The sequence below is a fragment of the Citrobacter sp. S-77 genome (assembly GCF_963864895.1).
GTDB lineage: Bacteria > Pseudomonadota > Gammaproteobacteria > Enterobacterales > Enterobacteriaceae > Citrobacter > Citrobacter murliniae.
Window position 1 is genome coordinate 3494287 of the sequence record NZ_CAWLWU010000002.1, and the last position, 15841, is coordinate 3510127.

The window sequence follows — 15841 nt, forward strand, 5'->3', positions numbered from 1 at the left end:
TCGCTAAGCAAAACGTATGGAAAATGCCATCCCATAAGGGATGACATTTATTGATGTTACTTGCGCTGGAAATCGATAGACAAACCGTAGCCCTGAACACCGTCGTTGCCAATGGTGATGCCATCTCCGGTATAATCGAAAGCTGCCTTCGCTTCGGCATTGGTAAGCGGAATAACCAGATCCTGGTTGTTGTTGCCAGGATTGACCAACCCACCCGCTGTACCCAACTGCAAGCTGGTGCCGGTGAACCGCCAGCGATAGTTATACTGGTTGGTAACCTCTTCGCCCGTATCGTATTTATCAGGTGTTCCCCCCGCTTTATCTTTCCACAGCAGGACCTTATAGGTGGTATTGGTTTTAAGTTTGGTGGTTGTGCCAAGCAGGTTGGTGGTTGAGCCGGTTTCATAGATAACAGCATGCACTGCATCATCAAATACCGGGCCCTCTGGGATATCATCGCTGTCCGATCCCCCCCCCGTATTGGCTGACAAATCGTTCAGCAAAATCTCCTGTGCCACATTAGGATCGCCGGTGGTTGTTGTCGGTGTTATTTTGATACCGATATAGCGATCTGCATCCGCGTCTACAATCGTGTAGCTATCGCTGCCTTTCGAACCGATCTCCTGAGGATCTGCACCAGACTGATCGCTGTAACTCATCCACTGCACGGTTGCTTTTGTCGCCGTGTTATTGTTATCCAGGTCACCCTGCTCATCGCCAATGGCCCAGTTTATCGTCACTTTGTCGCCGACATGGAACTGCCTGTCACCTTCAGAGCTGACTGTACGACTGCCGCGATCAACAGTAACAGTGACATGCGCTTTATCAGTATCGGCAATATCTGTCGCGCTTCGGGTGATCCACGGCACCGTCCCTTGAATGCTCCCGGTATTCTCTGTTACTGACTGCCATTGCCCGGCTTTCAGTTGCCCATCTGCCGCTATCGCTGGCACTGCACAATAACCCGCTAAAGCCAATGCCAGCGCGACTTTGGTCAAATGCTGTTTTGTTTCCTGCTGCATATTTACTCTCCTTAGTTAAACTTCAGCTGCTGGCCGATCGGCCATTACGCCCATTTCATCTCTTGCGATACATGACGCGCAGCCCATAGCCTTGCACCCCATCACCGGCCTCCGCACCAAACATCTGTGCTGCCTCTCGATTGCTGGCAGGAATAACCATATCTTTATTATCGGTATTAGCCTGGGCTCCCGTTTCACCATGCGCGCTCTGTCCGGTGAATTGCCAACGGTAGTCATATTGCGCCATTTCGTTGTCGCTTAATTTTTCTGACTGCTGGAAGTGACTATCTTTGTTGGCATCGCGCCAAAGAATAAAACGGTAGGTACTATCGAGAAGAAGAGGCTCTTTACTGCCGATTAAATTCACAGGTTTAGCCGCGCCAATCCGATAAATAAGCGCATTTAATTCCCCTGAGCCGGCATCAAAAAACGTCACATTGATATAGTTACTGTCGTTGTAAGGCTGTGCTTTAACTTTCCAGCGGAAAGTACCCGCCAGCGTACTGGCCAGCGTGAGAGTACCTTTCTCTTTATCTTGTGCCGCAATAAATACACAGGGCGTTTCACCTGGACAGGATTTCTTCGCCAGGCTGATTTTTTTATCGTTCGCGTCATACAGTTCCGGACTAAGGTTATCATCCGGCAAAGGATTCCCCTTGCTGTCAGTGCCATCACCAAAACTGTCGGTAACGTCAAGATCAACCACTACGCCATCGACACCATCTGCCTGAGCACGGGCATCATGGTTGTGATTGTTCTCATCCGGTACGCTGGAAATGTTATTGACGATAAGTTCGATTTTGCGATCCTGTTGAACGGTTATGTCAACCACGCCGGAGTTTTGTCGGTTGCCCTTTTCATCTTCCAGCGTCAACCGTACTCGCCAGGTATTGATCCTCTGCTGTTCCGCTTCGTCAGAACTGTACTGCCAGGCAGGCAGCGTCAAATTCCAGTGGTTATTGTTACCTTCGGTGATCGCCTCTTCTTTAATGACTGGCATAACCAACGTACGCGCGGCGTTGTTTTTCGCTTGCCAGGATGCAGCTATGATTTTGTAGTGATGGTTAATAAGCGCGTTGATCGTCCATTTGCATTTCTCCAGCCCGATGGCCTCTTCCGGGGAATCCTTAATCACACACTCCGGATGCGCATTAGTTGCATCAGCTTTCAGCCATAACGTGACGTCTAGTGGTGCTTTCTCACGATATTCCAGCACAATAAAATTGTTACGTTCGACAAAATCATGACGGCTCCCCTTTAGCGAATGCGATGCTTTTACATTGTCTGCATTGAGTTGATCTTTTAGAGGCACGCCGAACTGGTAGCTCAGTGCAGCATTGATGGCGAGATCGTTGTTGTCACCCGTACCGGCTTTGTAATCCGTACTGATGGTCAGTAATGGAACAGGTTGATAGTTCAGGCCCAGCGTAATAGCCTGAGGATCCTTTTCTAAATTGTCGCTCCCGAAAAGGGCAACTTCATTACCGTAGTACTGCTCATAAATAATATTGCCGCCAAACTGAGGATACGCGGGCAGCCAGGCTTCTGCGCGAACATCCCAGCCACGCGCCGGTCGCTCTTCATAGAAATCCAAATCTTCAGAATCTTTCCAGTCTGAAAGCGGGTGATAATAATTTCCGGAGAGTTTTAAATAATCTGCCCATGCTTCTGCGCCTAAACCAAGTCGACGATGCCCACGGGTAAAATCATAATCATAAAATATATTTGCACCCAGCAGCCATTCATTTAAATCATGTCTTACACCAAACCCCATATTTCCAATAGTACGATCATCTTTTCGCTGGGTTGAAAATTGACTGAAATAAACAGTACGCCGGGTCTCATACCAGGGAACGAAATAATCGATTGAAGAACCGTCCAGATCACCGCCTTCTCCAACAGACAAATTGGTTCGCACCTTACCATAAGGAGACATCAGCCCCTCAAGAGAGGATTGAGCCGTTGAGGTTATCTGCCCTTGCAGATAGCTTCTGGCCTGCGACTCCAGCGCTTCAGGAGTAAGGTTCGTAAATCCCTGTGTCGCAGACCCCATGACATAGTCGGCACTTTGCTCTTTAAGTGAACTTTTTTTGTGTTCTTGTTCTTCCTGCGTGGATTCACTTGCCAAATCGGGAAATGAATTATCAGAAGAGGACTCACCCTTGTTCGCAGATGTCTCCGGTACTGCATATGCCGCACCAGAAATGAGCATAAAAATAATAAAGCGCATCCATTGCACCATAATATATCCCTATGAATTAAGGCTTCCATTATTAATATGAAATTAATCAGCCTCATTAATATTATATTATGGAACTACGAAAACATGCACTTCAGAAAACCTAAATTAATTCTTAAAAATAACTAAACACGTTTTTTAAGATTATATTCATCCTTGTCCCGAAATATTCATAAAATGAATATTTCGGGACATAATGACATCTGATTAAAATCATTCAGTCAACGTGCAATAAACTCCACACGTTTTTTAGAGATGAGCCCATGGCCATTCTGGCAAAAATAATCCACTGCACCGCAGGCTTTTAGTACCTGGAGTGGCTGATGGCACTCCGGGCAATGCGCCTCCAGTTGGACATCTTTATTGCAGCGCTCACAGTGTGCCACACCGTTTTGTGGTTCCAGTTGAGCATGACAATCCGGGCAGTTAATCGACATGGAGACTCCTTACAGGGAATTCATTATTGCTTTGATATTAACACGATACACTTAATGTGGCCCACGCAACTGTTGCTGCAACGTTAGCAAGTGCTCGACTTCTTCAAGCCTGCGTTGTGTCGTGTGCCCCACCTCTTGCGGGCTGCGTTCAAACAGACTTTGCGCCCCCAGAATGTGCTCTGCCAGGCAATGAGCGTAAATCGTACCTGGAAGACTCCAGCGCAGCACAGTGTCACCATCAATAAGTTCAAGTACATCTTCTGCGCCACGTCGGTCATAGCTGATGATTCGTCCATCACTTAAATGAAGTCGCAAACCTTTTTGTCCACCAGCCGGACCCGCGTATTTGTTTAGCCAGATATCCAGCGCAATACCGCTAATTTGCCCCTGGATATGAGCCTCTCCCTCTGCGGTGTGCAGATCGCCCAGGCTGATATCACGTCCAGGACGGTCTTTGGCCTTCATAACTTGCAACGTGATGTCGTCATTTCCCCCCAGGTAACGCACTGTTTCACGCAGCATCGCCAGCACATGCGTACCAATATCCAGTATCACGCCATCCGGATGGCGAAGTTCGCGTGTATCCGGCTCACCAGTAGCAAAGTTGAGCGCTATTGGCTCCCCTGTTGCGTTAAATCCACTCGGCTCCTGCAAAAAACCTTCGATTCTGACGATGTCGGAAAAACGAGAGATAAGAGCCTGCGGGCGGTTATCACCGCGCCACTGCGGATCGAGTTTCCCCAATGCCAGTTGCATCGCGCCGGTGCGTGCCATCCAGTGATCGAGCGCCAACACACGAGACGCGACGCCGGGCACCGCAAGTAACGTTTTCAGTTTTTCTATTTGAGGAAGCGTAGCGACAATCGGTTTTTCGACCACTATGCGTGATATGGGTGAGGCCAGCGCCAGTTCAAGAACGTCAAGATGGTGAAGGGATGCGGTCGTGACAAACAACGTATCAAGAGGCTGGGTTAAAAGTTCAGCGAGTGACGAGCAACGTGTCACACCTTCTGGCTGCTTTACAGGTTGCAGATCAAATCCGAGACAACTGGCTGAATTCCCGAAGAGGTTTCGTATTGCGGGCAAATATGCCGTTTCAACCACTGCGCCAAGCCCAACAAACCCTAACAGCATGTACTCACCTCATCGATTGAATTGCCGGGGCATAACACCTGCCCCGACAAAGTTGAGGTTTTATCAGGTGTTGGTTGCCGGTTTAGTCTGCACATTCTCCAGCATGCGGCGTACCGGAACAATGAGAACAATCAGTACTGCGGCACAGATAAGCAGCGCAATGGAGCAGCGCGCAAACAGATCCGGCAGCATATCTAGCTGATCGGCCTTCACGTGACCACCAATCAGGCCCGCCGCCAGGTTACCCAGCGCACTGGCGCAGAACCACAGTCCCATCATCTGACCACGCATTCTTTCTGGTGCCAGCAGCGTCATAGTAGCCAGACCAATCGGACTCAGGCACAGTTCGCCGAGAGTCAGCATCAGGATACTGCCCACCAGCCAGAAAGGTGAAACGCCCGCACCGCCGTTACTCAGCACGTTTTCCGCCGCCATCATCATCAGACCAAAGCCCGCCGCAGCACAGAGAATGCCAATAACGAATTTGGTGATACTGCTCGGGCGAATGTTCATGCTGGCCAGCTTCGGCCACGCCCAGCTGAACACGGGTGCCAGCAGGATGATAAACAGCGCATTGATCGACTGGAACCAGACTGCCGGGATTTCAAAATCGCCAATCATACGGTTAGTGTAGTCGTTGGCGAACAGGTTGAATGAGGTTGGCTTTTGCTCGAACGCCGACCAGAAGAATGCAGCAGAAATCAGCAGAATAAAGCAAACCAGCAGTCTGGCACGCTCTTTACGGTTCAATCCGGCAAAGAAGAACAGGTAGATAAAGTAGAGGGCAACGGATGCCGCAATCACGTACACCAGCATGCTGGCTACTGCGACCGGGTTAATCACAATCACGCCCTGGGCGATCAACGTAACAACAATTGCCACACCTGCTGCCAGTGCCAGCAACCACGCGCCCACACCTTTTCTCTTCACCACCGGACTGTTCCAGGTGGAATCCAGTCCGACTTCACTGTCGTAACGTGTCATTGCTGGCACAGCAAAGATACGGAAGATGAGCAATGCTACCAGCATCCCTATCCCGCCAATACCAAAGCCCCAGTGCCAGCCATGGCTTTTAATCAGCCAGCCGGAGATCAATGGAGCAATGAAGGAGCCTATGTTGATGCCCATGTAGAACAGTGAAAAACCGCCGTCACGTCGCGCATCGCCTTTTTTGTACAGCGTACCGACCATAACAGAGATACAGGTCTTGAACAGGCCGGAGCCGAGCACGATGAACATCAGGCCGATAAAGAACAGGTTGTCACCCATTACGGCTGAGAGCGCAATCGACAGGTGGCCAAGCGCAATCAGGATAGAACCATACCAGACTGCTTTCTGCTGACCGAGCCAGTTGTCCGCCAGCCACCCGCCAGGCAACGCGGCGAGATACATGGTGCCGGCAAAGATACCGACAATCGCTGAGGCATTTTCACGTGCCAGCCCCATGCCGCCATCATAAACGGTGGCGGCCATAAACAGGATCAGTAGCGGACGAATACCGTAAAACGAAAAACGTTCCCACATCTCAGTGAAGAACAGTGAGCCGAGCGGATAAGGATGACCGAGGAACGTTCGGCTTTCTTTTTGATTAACAGAGGATTGCATAATTCTCCCGAAAAGGTATGTCGTTGTGCTTATAAACACCGCGATGTACGCCAGCCAGTTACTTATCTGGCCGATTTTTTACATGCGGTGAAGAATAATTTAACCATTTGATAACCTGATGCTAGTTTTGTCTAGTACCAACCCCAGGACTTTAAGATGAAAATTCGACAATTGTCTACTTTCTTAGATTTAAACTTGGCGAATGAAGAATAGTGTTTGACATCGCGTAGACAAAAATACGCTTTAAAAAAACAAAAAAAAACCGCGACGAGCGCGGTTTTTTCGAACTCAGCAAATATTATTTGCTTTTCTTAATGTGCTTAATCAAACGCTTACGTTTACGCATCTGGGTTGGGGTCAGTGTATTACGTTTGTTCGCAAACGGGTTTTCCCCTTCTTTGAACTGAATACGGATCGGCGTCCCCATCACTTCCAGTGACTTACGGAAGTAGTTCATCAGATAGCGTTTGTAAGAATCTGGCAGATCTTTCACCTGGTTGCCATGAATCACCACAATCGGCGGGTTATAACCACCGGCGTGAGCATATTTCAGCTTCACACGACGTCCACGTACCAGAGGTGGCTGATGATCTTCTGCCGCCATGGTCATGATGCGAGTCAGCATTGCGGTACTGACGCGACGCGTTGAGCTGTCATACGCTTCACGTACGGATTCAAACAGGTTACCCACACCGCTACCGTGTAGCGCAGAGATGAAGTGTACGCGCGCAAAATCGATAAAACCCAGACGGAAGTCCAGCGTCTCTTTTACCTGCTCTTTCACTTCCTGCGTCAGGCCGTCCCATTTGTTGACGACAATGACAAGTGAGCGCCCACTATTGAGGATAAAGCCGAGCAGCGACAAGTCCTGGTCAGAGATACCTTCGCGTGCGTCAATCACCAACATCACTACGTTGGCGTCTTCAATCGCCTGCAGCGTCTTGATAACGGAGAACTTTTCTACCGCTTCAGTAATTTTACCGCGCTTACGAACACCCGCGGTGTCAATCAGCACATATTCACGACCATCACGTTCCATCGGGATATAAATACTGTCGCGCGTCGTTCCCGGCATGTCGTAAACCACAACGCGGTCTTCGCCCAGAATACGGTTAGTAAGTGTGGACTTACCTACGTTAGGACGGCCAACAATCGCCAGTTTAATCGGCAAATCTTGCGGGTTGAAATCATCTTCTGGCTCCTCTTCACCGTTTTCTTCAGCTTCGAGTTTTGCCCAGTACTCCGCATCTTCATCGACTTCTTCCTGAGGAGCTACGTCATCCATCCACGGCAGCAGAACATGTTCCAGCAGACTGAGAACACCACGACCATGGGAAGCCGCGATCGGGTGGATTTCACCCAGGCCCAGCGAATAGAAATCGACAACCGCCTGGTCCGGATCGAGCCCGTCAGTCTTATTGGCGACGAGGAAAGTGGGTTTCTGGCGGGAACGCAGATGTTTGGCAATGGCTTCGTCTGCCGGCATCAGTCCAGCACGAGCATCCACCATGAACAGCACAACGTCAGCTTCTTCAATGGCTAACAATGACTGTTCAGCCATTCGGGTTTCGACACCGTCTTCAGTGCCGTCAATACCGCCGGTATCAATACAGATAAACTCGCGGCCTTCAATTTCCGCACGACCGTACTTACGGTCACGAGTCAGACCCGGGAAATCCGCAACCAGCGCATCTCGGGTGCGAGTTAGACGGTTAAATAACGTGGATTTGCCAACGTTAGGGCGCCCGACAAGCGCGACCACAGGTACCATGTTTAAAGCCTCATTTAAAAAATCATCAGACAACGGACGCATTTTTGCGCCGTTGTTAAAAACAGTAAAACGGCCCCTGCACCAGGAGCCGTTTTTCAAAGCGAGCGGCCGGGACGATTAACGCGTAATGGAATACAGCGTACCGTCTTTCGCCTGGATGAGCAGTTTACCATCAGCCGAAACAGGTTCGGTCAGGAAGCCTGAGCTATCAACTTTCTGCTGGGCCACAAAACGACCGTCATCAACGTTAATCCAGTGCAGATAGCCTTCGCTATCACCCACGACTAAGTTGCCATTGTACAGCACCGGAGACGTCAGCAGACGGTGCAGCAGATCGCTTTGCGTCCACAGCGTTACGCCGCCGTCAGTAGTTAACGCCAGCACGCGGTCATTCTGATCAACCAGATAGATACGGTTTCCATCAACGATGAAGTCATTCACTGACCCCAGTTCGCGTTTCCACATAATCTGACCGCTGCGCAGATCAAGCGCCGTCAGGTTACCATTATAAGCCAGGGCGTAAACAACGCCATTGACGATAACCGGCGTGGTATCAACGTCACTCAGACGATCGATTTCAGTTGGACCCGTTGCCTGAGAAATACGCTGCTGCCAAATCATCTGACCTTGCTGCATCAGCACGGCACTCACACGACCGTTATCCCCACCCACAATGGCTGCGCCAAAAGCGGTTGCTGGGGCTGACTCGCCGCGTAAAGAAAGGGAAGGCATGTCCAGGTTAACGGTCCATTTAATGGCACCATCCGCTTCATTTAACGCCTGTAGCTGACCATTACTGGTATGAATCAGCACCACGCCATCGCTGACAACCGGACGAGACAGGGCTTCACCGGCGACTTTCGTCTGCCACGCCGTAGTACCATCGCTGGTATTCAATGCGTAAACCTGTGCTTTTTCGCTACCGATATAAACATGACCACCGGATACCGTCACACCACCGGAAAGCTGTGCTGACGTTCTGGAGAACCAGCCGTCTTTCTCCGCCAGATTGACGGACCAGACTTCTTTACCATCGGCCGCGTTCAATGCTTTAACTACACCAGTACGATCGGCAGCATAAACGACGTCATCCGCCAGCGCAGGATGAAGATTAGAATAGAAATCACCAATACCGTTGCCTACAGAGGTACTCCAGGCTGTAGACGGAGTAAACTGATTTTCGACCACCGGTAATGGGGACATCTTAACGACATCTTCTTCGCCACTAAACAGTGAACAGCCGCTCAATAGGGTAACGGAAAGCAGCCCTGGCAGAAGTAATTTACGCAATTGCATCGGGTCCCTCTCAGATGGACAAATTATTGATTTTCATCTGCATCATTTCGCTCAGAGCAGGAGAGGCATCGCTTTTCACGCCAGCTTCCCATGCGCTACGCGCACCTTGTTTATCGCCTTTGCTCAGCAACGCTTCACCACGCAGATCGGCCACGATAGCCACCCACCCTTCGCCTTTAACAGCATCGAGTGTTTTCAGCGCAGTATCGGCTTGTTTAAGCTGAACCTGCACGCGTGCAAGACGCAGATTAATCACCGCTTTGAGATTCTCATCGCTGGTGGCCGCCAGTCCTTGTTGCAACTGGGTAGCGGCTTTCTCAAGTTCATTTTGGTCAACAAACTGCTGCGCAAGTTCCATTGAAGCTAACGCGCCGTATGTATTTTTGTTCTCCGCGGCAAATTTCTCTGCTGCAGGAATACTATCCGGTTTACCTGCGCTTACCGCAGTCACCGTATTTTGATATGCCAGAGAAGCAGAGCGTGCGGACTCCGTCTGATGGCTGGTCCAGTAACGCCAGCCGACCAGCGCGCCAACCCCTAAAATTACCCCAACAGCCAGTGCTTTGCCGTTTTCAGCAAAGAAGCGTTTAACCGCATCAACCTGGTCGTTTTCGTTCTCGTAAATTTCCACGCTGTCCTTCTCCTTAGCCCAGTAAAGTGCGCAAATGCGTGGCAACGCTATCCTGCGCTACTGCCGTTTGCTCACCAGAGCGCAAATCCTTCACTACAACAGTACCGTCAGCCACCTCGGACTCACCCAGTACCAGTGCAACGCGGGCGCCCCACTTATCGGCGCGGGCAAACTGTTTCTTAAAGTTGCCGCCACCGTGGTTGGTCATCAGTTTCACACCGGGAACTTCATCACGCAGACGTTCAGCCAGCGTCATTGCCGCCGACTGTGTATCCACGCCCGAAGCGACCAGGTATATATCGACAACAGGGGAAGCAATAAATTCCGGATTAACTGCCTGAACTAACAAAACAAGTCGTTCCAGACCCATGGCAAAACCCACTGCCGGAGTCGCACGTCCGCCAAGTTGCTCTACCAGGCCATCATAACGTCCACCCGCACACACGGTACCCTGCGAACCCAGGCTGCTGGTTACCCATTCAAACACGGTGCGGTTGTAGTAGTCGAGGCCACGAACCAGGCGCTGGTTAACGGTGTAGGCAATTCCAGCAGATTCAAGCAGCTTGCACAGACCCGCGAAATGCTCGCGAGAGTCGTCATCCAGGTAGTCACCCAGTGCAGGAGCATCATTAAGCAGGGCCTGTACTTCAGGGTTTTTAGAGTCCAGCACGCGCAGCGGATTGGTATACATGCGACGCTTACAGTCTTCGTCCAGCTTTTCTTTATGCTGCTCCAGGTAGGCCACCAGTGCATCGCGGTAATTTGCACGCGCTTCGAGTGAACCGATAGAGTTCAGCTCCAGGCTAACATGCTCGGATATACCCAGCGCGCGCCACCAGCGAGCTGTCAGCATAATCAGCTCTGCATCGATGTCCGGACCTTGCAGGCCAAACACTTCGACACCCAACTGATGGAATTGGCGATAGCGTCCTTTTTGCGGACGTTCGTGACGGAACATCGGCCCGATGTACCACAGACGCTGTTCCTGATTGTACAGGAGACCATGTTCGATGCCGGCGCGTACGCAGCCCGCGGTTCCTTCAGGACGCAGAGTCAGGCTGTCGCCATTACGGTCCTCAAAGGTATACATCTCTTTTTCAACCACGTCGGTAACTTCACCGATCGCGCGTTTGAATAACGGGGTCTGCTCTACAATCGGCAAGCGGATTTCACTGTAACCGTAGCTACCGAGCACGTTTTTGAGTGTGCCTTCAATGCGCTGCCAGATGGCGGTTTCGCCAGGCAGATAATCGTTCATGCCGCGAATGGCTTGAATGTTTTTTGCCACGTTTATTCTCTTTATGAATATAAAAATGAACCCTCAACGCTAACCCGAATACTACGGGCGCCATGCGGGTTCAATCATACACGGGAAGCACGCCGCTTCCCATCACGTTATTATTTTTCAACCTGCTGCACATCAATTCGACGCGTTTCATCCAGAATGCAGGCTTTGGCACGAATGCGGGCTTCAAGCTGCGTAATCATATCGTCGTTATCGATACGATCCTTACGCACGCCGTCTTCATACAGGCCGCTTTTCTTGTTGCCGCCGGTCACGCCCAGCGTCGAAACCAGTGCTTCACCAGGTCCATTTACCACACAACCGATAATCGAAACATCCATTGGCGTGATGATATCTTCCAGACGTTGCTCCAGCGCGTTAACCGTACCAATGACGTCAAATTCCTGACGGGAACAGGTTGGACAGGCGATAAAGTTGATCCCGCGCGCGCGGATGCGCAGCGATTTCAGAATATCGAATCCCACTTTGATCTCTTCGACCGGATCGGCTGCCAGAGAGACTCGCAGCGTGTCGCCGATCCCTTCGGACAACAACAATCCAAGTCCGATCGCAGATTTAACCGAACCACTGCGCGCGCCACCGGCTTCGGTGATCCCAAGATGCAACGGCTGATCGATCTGTTTCGCCAGCAGACGATAGGATTCTACCGCGAGGAAAACGTCCGAAGCTTTAACGCTGACCTTGAACTGGTCGAAGTTCAGACGATCGAGATGATCCACATGACGCATAGCTGATTCCAGCAACGCCTGCGGCGTAGGTTCGCCGTATTTTTCCTGTAGATCTTTTTCCAGCGATCCGGCATTTACGCCAATACGGATAGGAATATTTTTATCACGAGCGCAATCCACCACCATGCGGATACGCTCTTCGTTACCAATATTGCCAGGGTTGATACGCAAGCAATCGACGCCGTATTCCGCCACCTTCAGCGCAATGCGATAGTCGAAGTGAATATCGGCAACCAGCGGGACAGATACCTGCTGTTTGATGAGCTTGAACGCTTCGGCGGCATCCATTGTCGGTACTGAGACACGAACAATGTCAGCGCCTACGCGTTCCAGCGCTTTGATTTGATTGACCGTCGCCGCCACATCAGTGGTGCGTGTGTTCGTCATAGACTGTACGGCGATGGGTGCGCCATCGCCAATCGGCACATTCCCAACGTAAATGCGTGTCGATTTTCTACGTTGAATTGGAGCCTGGTTATGCATTAAAAAATCTCCCGCATTGCCGTCTGTTACTGAGCCGGTGATTGTTCGGCATTAACGGTCAGACGCGCAACCTGGTTAGTTCTGATAAAACGACTCAGGTCGACAGGTTTACCCTGATACTGAATCTGCACTGCTGCCGGAGCACCAATTTTCAGTTTGTACGGTGCCTGGCCAGTAAGATTTAAATTGCCATCTTTACGCTGCATGCCGCTAAACAGTTTTTTACCGGTCGCGTCCGTAACTTCCAGCCAGCAGTCGGCGGTAAAGTTCATTACCAGGGCATTAGCATCAGCAGCAGGTGTTGTGACACCCGCCTGATCAGTAGGCAACGGCGCAGCTGTATCTGGCGCAGCAGGGGCTGTGGTCGCAGTATCAACATTCGCCTGAGAAGGTGCCACAACAGCATTTTGCGAAGCATCTGTAGCAGGTGCTGGTGTCGTAGCAGCATCAGGCGTTTGCGCTGAACCGGCTACTGCACTCTCTTCCTGAACCGGGGTATTATCCTGGCTTGCTGCTGCGCTGGTATCCAGCGGCACGCTTTGTGCATTATCTTTACCGGCATTCAACTCAGCAGAAGACTGATCGGCCATCGTGGTGATCTCTTCCTGCTGCGCTTTATGGTTCTGCCACCACCAGGCACCTGTCAGTCCTACAACGACGAACAGCACCAGCCAGGTAAAGGTCATTAACCAGCCGTCACGTTTTTTACGACGTTTACCCAGCGAAAAGCTTTGCATCGGGGCAACTTTGGCTGGGCGAATCGGAGCCTGTTTTTCCAGCCCTGGCAACAGTTCTTCTTCAGGAATATGCACCAGACGCGCATAGGAACGGATATATCCACGCAGGAATGTTGAAGCAAGATCGGCTGGCGCCTTATCTTCTTCAATATCACGTACCGTGGAAACCTTCAGGCAAAGTCGCTCCGCGACTGCCTGCTGGCTGAATCCGAGTTGTTCACGGGCATTGCGCAGACGAACGCCGGTGGTTAGTGCTTCATTTTTGTCGTGCGTGGCTTCAGTATTCATTCGCTACAGCTGCGTAAATTGGGGTTCTGATGCCGGTGAGTCACAATGCTCACCCACACCGCGAAACATCTGGTCAGTTAACCTTAGTCTGACAGTATAAAACGGTCTGACTATCAATGACAAAACAGCGTAAACCTGAGGGCTAAACTCTTGTTGCGCCGCTACATACTGCCTTAAAGTCGACAAAAACGCACCGTTATTATTGTCGAGGCAGCGACAACAAAGAACCTCATGTACTTATATCGCACTACGGCACATTAATTATACCGTAGTGCGCTCAACATCAAACGGTCTTGATATCGATAGACTCACCCTGCATACGCTTACGCAGAGTACGCTTGGTGCGGTCAATAACATCACCCGCCAGCTGACCACAGGCTGCATCAATGTCGTCACCACGTGTTTTACGCACAATGGTCGTGAAACCATAGCTCATCAACACTTTGGAGAAACGATCGATACGGCTATTGGAGCTACGGCCATACGGCGCGCCAGGGAACGGGTTCCATGGGATCAGGTTGATCTTACACGGCGTATCTTTCAGCAATTCGGCAAGCTGATGGGCATGTTCGGTACCATCGTTGATGTGATCCAACATCACATACTCAATCGTAACGCGCCCCTGGTTCGCATTGGATTTCTCCAGATAACGACGCACAGCCCCCAGGAACGTTTCAATATTGTATTTTTTGTTGATCGGCACAATCTCGTCACGAATTTCATCGTTCGGCGCATGCAAAGAGATCGCCAGTGCAACGTCAATCATATCACCCAGCTTATCCAGCGCAGGTACAACGCCTGAAGTAGACAGCGTCACGCGGCGTTTTGACAGGCCAAAACCGAAGTCATCAAGCATGATTTCCATTGCCGGTACCACGTTAGTCAGATTGAGCAGCGGTTCACCCATGCCCATCATCACTACGTTGGTAATCGGGCGCACGCCCGTCGCTTTCACCGCCCCGACGATCTTCGCCGCGCGCCAGACCTGACCAATGATTTCCGATACTCGCAGGTTGCGGTTAAAGCCCTGCTGAGCCGTAGAGCAGAATTTGCACTCTAACGCACAACCAACCTGTGAAGAAACACACAGGGTAGCGCGGTCATCTTCCGGGATGTAGACCGTTTCAACGCGCTGATCGCCAACCGCGATGGCCCATTTGATGGTGCCATCAGACGAACGTTGTTCTTCAACAACTTCAGGCGCACGAATTTCAGCCACTTCTTTCAGCTTGTTACGCAGCACTTTATTGATGTCAGTCATATCATCAAAGTTGTCGCTGCAATAGTGGTACATCCATTTCATGACCTGATCGGCACGAAACGGCTTTTCGCCCATCTCTTTGAAGAATTCGCGCATCTGCTGACGGTTCAGATCCAGCAGGTTAATTTTTCCATTTTTATTTGGAACCGCAGCAATGGCGACTTCAGAGGTGTTAACTAATTCAGACATAATATTTTCCGGCCTCGTTGTTACACGTTATGGCCCGTGGAGGGTTAAAAAGAAACGCCCCGGCAAGCGGTCTGCTCTTCCGGGGCGTTGCATTGTACAAAGTCTGGCGCAGGGATGCCACGTTTGCACGAAGCATTAGCGAAAATAATATGTAAACGAACCCGTTAAATTAACGAGTACGAGCGCACACTTCGCCTTCACCGAAGAAATAGGCGATTTCGCGCGCGGCAGATTCTACCGAGTCGGAACCGTGAGTGCCGTTCTCGGTGAAACTGTCAGCGTAGTCCGCACGCAGGGTACCCGCCAGCGCATTCGCCGGATTGGTAGCGCCCAGCAGATCACGATGACGCTGAACGGCGTTCTCGCTTTCCAGCACGGAAACAACAATTGGACCAGAGGTCATGAATTCAACCAGACCGTCAAAGAACGGCTTACCGTCGTGCTCGGCATAGAAACCACGAGCCTGCTCAACGGTCAGGTGCAGCATTTTAGTACCGACAATTTTGAACCCTGCAGCTTCAAAGCGCGCAAAGATGTTCCCAATAACGTTTTTTGCCACCGCATTTGGTTTGATGATGGAAAAAGTACGTTCAATAGCCATGATTACCTCTGAAAAAAGATGTTTTGTTGTGGTTTACCTGGCGCGGATTATAAAGAGCATCCCGGCGGTTGACTATTGACGAAGGTAACATTTCTTTAAAATAAGATGAATTT

General features: G+C 50.7%; 13 protein-coding genes. All 13 read right to left on the reverse strand.

From position 1 onward, the window contains the following. Nucleotides 1-56 precede the first annotated feature (56 nt). Entirely contained in the window at nucleotides 57-1022 is a 966-nt protein-coding gene (locus AACS05_RS17290) for a SinI family autotransporter-associated protein (RefSeq protein ID WP_045446108.1), read from the reverse strand. 55 nt (nucleotides 1023-1077) lie between these two features. Beyond that, entirely contained in the window at nucleotides 1078-3264 is a 2187-nt protein-coding gene (gene sinH / locus AACS05_RS17295; protein WP_045446111.1) for an intimin-like inverse autotransporter SinH, read from the reverse strand. Nucleotides 3265-3482: 218 nt separating this feature from the next. After that, nucleotides 3483-3698 carry a zinc ribbon domain-containing protein gene (locus AACS05_RS17300; RefSeq protein ID WP_045446115.1) on the reverse strand — a complete coding sequence of 72 codons (216 nt, stop codon included), beginning with the start codon at nucleotides 3696-3698 and terminating at the stop codon, nucleotides 3483-3485. A 51-nt stretch (nucleotides 3699-3749) separates the two neighbouring features. Continuing rightward, nucleotides 3750-4832 carry a Gfo/Idh/MocA family oxidoreductase gene (locus AACS05_RS17305; protein ID WP_045446118.1) on the reverse strand — a complete coding sequence of 361 codons (1083 nt, stop codon included), beginning with the start codon at nucleotides 4830-4832 and terminating at the stop codon, nucleotides 3750-3752. A 63-nt stretch (nucleotides 4833-4895) separates the two neighbouring features. After that, nucleotides 4896-6437 carry a peptide MFS transporter gene (locus AACS05_RS17310; protein WP_045446122.1) on the reverse strand — a complete coding sequence of 514 codons (1542 nt, stop codon included), beginning with the start codon at nucleotides 6435-6437 and terminating at the stop codon, nucleotides 4896-4898. A gap of 298 nt (nucleotides 6438-6735) precedes the next feature. After that, nucleotides 6736-8208 carry a ribosome biogenesis GTPase Der gene (gene der, locus AACS05_RS17315; RefSeq protein ID WP_045449743.1) on the reverse strand — a complete coding sequence of 491 codons (1473 nt, stop codon included), beginning with the start codon at nucleotides 8206-8208 and terminating at the stop codon, nucleotides 6736-6738. Nucleotides 8209-8325: 117 nt separating this feature from the next. Beyond that, nucleotides 8326-9504 carry an outer membrane protein assembly factor BamB gene (gene bamB, locus AACS05_RS17320; RefSeq protein WP_045446125.1) on the reverse strand — a complete coding sequence of 393 codons (1179 nt, stop codon included), beginning with the start codon at nucleotides 9502-9504 and terminating at the stop codon, nucleotides 8326-8328. A 10-nt stretch (nucleotides 9505-9514) separates the two neighbouring features. Further along, nucleotides 9515-10135: a YfgM family protein gene (locus tag AACS05_RS17325; protein ID WP_045446128.1), complete on the reverse strand. Its 621-nt coding sequence runs from the start codon at nucleotides 10133-10135 to the stop codon at nucleotides 9515-9517. Nucleotides 10136-10148: 13 nt separating this feature from the next. Then, a complete protein-coding gene (hisS, locus tag AACS05_RS17330) occupies nucleotides 10149-11423 on the reverse strand; it encodes a histidine--tRNA ligase (RefSeq protein ID WP_045446131.1) in 1275 nt (424 codons plus the stop codon). A gap of 110 nt (nucleotides 11424-11533) precedes the next feature. Next, nucleotides 11534-12652, reverse strand: coding sequence for a flavodoxin-dependent (E)-4-hydroxy-3-methylbut-2-enyl-diphosphate synthase (gene ispG, locus AACS05_RS17335; protein WP_045446134.1), 1119 nt, complete (start codon nucleotides 12650-12652; stop codon nucleotides 11534-11536). A 26-nt stretch (nucleotides 12653-12678) separates the two neighbouring features. Beyond that, the gene (rodZ, locus tag AACS05_RS17340; RefSeq protein ID WP_045446137.1) at nucleotides 12679-13677 is read right to left on the reverse strand and encodes a cytoskeleton protein RodZ; all 999 of its coding nucleotides are present in this window, start codon (nucleotides 13675-13677) and stop codon (nucleotides 12679-12681) included. 283 nt (nucleotides 13678-13960) lie between these two features. Then, a complete protein-coding gene (locus tag AACS05_RS17345; RefSeq protein ID WP_045446140.1) occupies nucleotides 13961-15127 on the reverse strand; it encodes a bifunctional tRNA (adenosine(37)-C2)-methyltransferase TrmG/ribosomal RNA large subunit methyltransferase RlmN in 1167 nt (388 codons plus the stop codon). Between the two features lie 169 nt (nucleotides 15128-15296). Then, nucleotides 15297-15728, reverse strand: a complete 432-nt coding sequence (ndk, locus tag AACS05_RS17350; protein ID WP_045446143.1) for a nucleoside-diphosphate kinase — start codon at nucleotides 15726-15728, stop codon at nucleotides 15297-15299. Nucleotides 15729-15841: the final 113 nt, after the last annotated feature.